The 4,083-nt window shown below is 51.5% G+C and carries 4 protein-coding genes; all 4 read left to right on the top strand.

Going from position 1 to position 4,083, the window contains the following annotated elements:
- The coding region (locus PsB1_RS11680; RefSeq protein WP_284361802.1) for an anthrax toxin lethal factor-related metalloendopeptidase at positions 1 to 1,283 on the top strand (1,283 nt) is incomplete at its 5' end.
- Positions 1,284 to 1,345: 62 nt separating this feature from the next.
- The gene (locus tag PsB1_RS11675) at positions 1,346 to 1,552 is read left to right on the top strand and encodes a hypothetical protein (protein WP_284361800.1); all 207 of its coding nucleotides are present in this window, start codon (positions 1,346 to 1,348) and stop codon (positions 1,550 to 1,552) included.
- Between the two features lie 45 nt (positions 1,553 to 1,597).
- Complete coding sequence (locus PsB1_RS11670; protein WP_284361798.1) at positions 1,598 to 3,133, top strand: Tle-like phospholipase domain-containing protein; 1,536 nt, start codon at positions 1,598 to 1,600, stop codon at positions 3,131 to 3,133.
- Positions 3,130 to 3,894, top strand: coding sequence for an ankyrin repeat domain-containing protein (locus PsB1_RS11665; protein WP_284361796.1), 765 nt, complete (start codon positions 3,130 to 3,132; stop codon positions 3,892 to 3,894). The genes PsB1_RS11670 and PsB1_RS11665 overlap by 4 nt, the downstream gene beginning before the upstream one ends.
- The last annotated feature ends 189 nt before the right edge of the window (positions 3,895 to 4,083 follow it).

Here is a 4,083-nt window from a genome sequence, read left to right as displayed (position 1 = left end):
TGATTGCTGTGGTGGTGACGGCCATGGCGCCATTTGGTGGCGGGATCGTCGGCGGCGCGCTCAATGCAGCGCTTGGGTCCGTGGTGTCCCAAGCCGTTGGTGTGGCGACGGGGATACAAGAGAAGTTCAGCTGGAAAGGCGTCGCACTGGCCGCCATTGGCGGGGCTGTTGGGGGTGCCCTGGGTAAAGTCGCAGGTCTAAGCGGAGGGGCCACCACAGCCGTACGCGTGGCCCAATCAGCGATACGCAGCGCCTTGGGCAGTGCCATCACGCAAACCATCGGCGTGGCCACGGGCCTGCAAGATAAGTTCAGCTGGGCAGCGGTTGCGGCAGCAGGCGTTGGGGGTGGGGTTGGTCAGTTTGGCGCTGAGAAGTTCACTGGCGGGATAAAGTACAATGCGAACGGCTCCGTAATGGAAGGGAGTAAAACGACCTTTCTTAATGATACCCTTTCAACCGGGGCAAGCCTGATTGCCAGTGCCGCTAGCCGCTCCCTCGTTGAGGGCACAGACTTTGGCGATAATGTCATCGCATCGCTCCCCGATGCACTGGGTGGATTGATCGGACGACGGGTTAGTGTTGGGATTGGAGAGGGGATTCGGGATGCTCAGCAGAAGGAAATTGAACGCTTAAGGATGGAAATTAAGCGAGTAAAAGATGAAGCTGCACCAGCACCTGCTGCATTTGATGACGGAAAACTTGCTAAAGTTGTAACTACGGCATCTGGGCCGCCTGCCACTGCATCCATAGGTAAGATAACCGTGACAAGTATAAATGGAGGCGACCCCAGAGTTATCGTAAATGAGTTGTCAAACTTGCCTCCTGAGGTATTAAAGAATCTTGAGCGGAATAAAGTCAAATTCGTAGCTGCAGGCGATAATGTGGGTGAAGTTATAAGTACCGGAACCCCTCGTGGTTGGCCCGCAGGTTTTAAATGGAGCGATGTGAAGGCGGTTTATCGATCTAGAACGAATACTGTCATCTATGCCACGGGACCGAGACTAAGCACAGGAAGCATTAACACCGTCCTTCATGAAACCGGGCATGCAATAGATTTTAATAATCGAAATGCGTCATCTCGAGCAGAATTCAAGGCGGCATGGCAATCTGAATCTGCTTCCTTAAAAAATTACTATCACCCAACAAATGGAACCAACCCTAATCCGACTGGCTATCTTCAGGAGTCGTATGCTGAAAGCTTTGCAAATTACTTTTCAAAAAATACCGCTTATGCCAAAGCCCATCCTGCCTTTAATACATATTGGGGGTCTCGTAAATGGTGATAAAGTTCATTATTGTCAGTCTATTGCTATTCGAAATGAGTTGCTCTTCAGGAGTCCATACTGTGAACAAAATGCCTAATGTAGGTTACGCTGAAATCTCGTCAGATGGAGTGTTGACCCTCCATTTAATTGGTAAGAGTGATGAGGGCGATATTGTTCATGCCATTAAGTCATACAAAATAGGCGATCCTTACTACGAAGAAGTTAAGCGTCATATTGGTGACATCAAACCAGGGGAAAAAAAGGCAGTTGCTCCTTGGCCTGATTAATAATTTCAATTTTGAATGGTTTGAATGGTTTGAAAATTACATTCAATGTTTGCTAAAATGGGTGCCAGTGCGGCCGCAGCAGCGACTGCAGCCAGTTACGCGACCGCGGCTGCTATTGGCTCAACCGTGTCCCAAGCTTTTGGTGTGGCGACGGGGATACAAGAGAAGTTTGACTGGAAGGCCGTGGCACTGGCCGCGATCAGTGGCGGTGTTGGGGGTGCTGTGTCGAGCATAGCGGGACCTGCTCAGTCTATGGTAGGGGCCGCAATTCGTGGTGCCGCCACCAACGCAATCAGCCAAGGCATCGCCGTCACGATGGGCCTGCAAGATAAGTTCAGCTGGGCAGCGGTTGCGGCGGCGGGTGTTGGGTCGGCGGTAGGGCATGGCATGCGTGGCGCGATCGGTGCCAAGCCGCTTTCTGGGGACGGCTCGTCCCGCGACCTTGGCAATATTGGCAAGAATTTAGTCGTATCAGGGGCCGATGCCATCGCCCAAGCCGCGAGCCTGTCGCTGGTCAATGGCACTGACTTTGGCGACAATATCCGCGCCAGCCTGCCGTCGGTACTGGGCAATGTGATCGGCTCAGCGATTGCGGGGGGGATAGCGGAAGCAACTTCGCCCGAAGGTAGAGTAAATCGCGCGCTTAATGCACCAATCACCGAAGCTGAAAAGCAACAGGTTCTAGCGGAACTTTCAAAAGCGGGCGGGGTTGGTTCTCTTGAATGGGGCGGCACCAATCAGGAAGCCGATATTCAGTTGGCTGTTCGCAACAGGCTGCGGATGGAGCAGCTTGCGACAACAAAACTTGGTGAAACCTCAGCTTTCAAGCAAATGTACAATGATTTCAAAGCCGGACTTGCTGCCATGGACACGTATGGCGCTGTGGCCAACGAGGCGATCTTAGGCAAAAACCTGCATCGAGTGGAAGGCAATTCCCCTTATCTGAAAGGGGTGAATCTAACAGACAAATATGGGTATAAAGCCCATCTTTATTATGATAATGAGAATGGCAATTATATCTTTGCCAATGCCGGTACAGATGGGCCGGGGAATTTGGACGATGTAAACACAGACAAAGCTCTGCTCGGAAATAAACCTGTTAAGCAATTGAATACAGCACGCGATAATGCGTTTAGTTTGTTCGAAAACGGCACACCTAATCTGATTTTTACAGGCCACTCGCTGGGTGGGGCTCTTGCCACAGTGCAAGCTTTGAGTGTTAAGCTACCAGGTGTTACGTTTGATTCAGCACCGTTCACCAAGACGATGGCAAAGCTATACGACGTTAATTTAGCGGATGGTAACGGCTTGATGCGGAATTATTATACTAAGAATGACCCATTGACGTGGGCCAATAAAAACCCTCTAAAAGTTGCTGGTCTTGCAACGGCGATGAATGTTGCCAGTCCTGGAACCGCTGCTCCAATGATGATGATGGGCGTAAGCCCGCTGAATTTGATGCGATTGAGGCCCCCGCCTGGGCAAAGTATACAATTACCTGCGGCACCAAGCTGGCGTGACGGGCATTCGATGGGTTGGCTGCTTAACGGCATGGCCACCGTTGCGGCGGGCTCACGATGAAGGGGCGTTTGCGTCTGGTCGCGTGGGTTGGCGCAGGGATCGCGCTCTCAACTTTATTGGGGATTTCAAATATGGGTCACGCTTTAGGTTTTGGCTCGACTTGTCGTTATCAATCTGCTGATGACAAAGAATTGTCATGGACGCTTGGATCTGGCCCCAATGGGGAGCGCGATGAAAGTGCTGTTCCATTGTACAAGGCCGTCATTAATGGGGATTTGGCGGGTTTAGAGCGGCTGTTAAAAAAGGGGCAATCGCCTAATCAACTGCTTTATGATAAAAATTGGTCAGCCCTAATGGTTGCATCAATGATCAGTTGTCCCAAGATGGTCAAACTGCTTTTGGATCATGGTGCCGATGTCAATTACACCGCCGAAGACGCAAAAGGCGAATATGCGCTCTACGTGGCTTTAGACTTCGGTATATGGCACGGCATGGAGGTGTTTTATGATCTGCTTGATCATGGGGCCGATATGACCATTAAAGTTTCTAATGATCAAGACACAGTAATCCATGCAGCCGTCCTTGGTCAAATGAAGCTTGTAAATGAATTGCTGGATCGCGGCTACCGGGGTGATCTGCCAAGATTGTTAAGAGCCCTTGAAATCATCCAAGTGAACGAAGGTGAGCCCGATAAGCAAAAGGCGATTGCGCGGGCTTTGGCGCTGCTTTCTCCTCAGCAGCGAGCTGAGTTCAATGTGTGGCTCGAGGGCCATCGGAAACGGAAAGAAGCCGAAATTCAAAGAAGGGCACGCGGCCCATAAGGCCGATATTGGAACGCCTTTACGCCATGCTCTGCCTGCGCAAAGGCACGATATAAGCATCAGCGCGCAGGCTGGGGTGTCAAGAGGCGCGCTTGGCGCGTCGGCATAGCCGATTGCACCTCTTGACACCCAATCCTGCGCAGGCATCATCGGGCACGGCTTCAAGGCAAGCAAAGCGCGCCCTTGAAC

Source organism: Candidatus Phycosocius spiralis (assembly GCF_030158815.1).
GTDB classification, from domain to species: domain Bacteria; phylum Pseudomonadota; class Alphaproteobacteria; order Caulobacterales; family Aquidulcibacteraceae; genus Aquidulcibacter; species Aquidulcibacter spiralis.
This window is presented reverse-complemented; position numbering and strand designations above follow the sequence as displayed.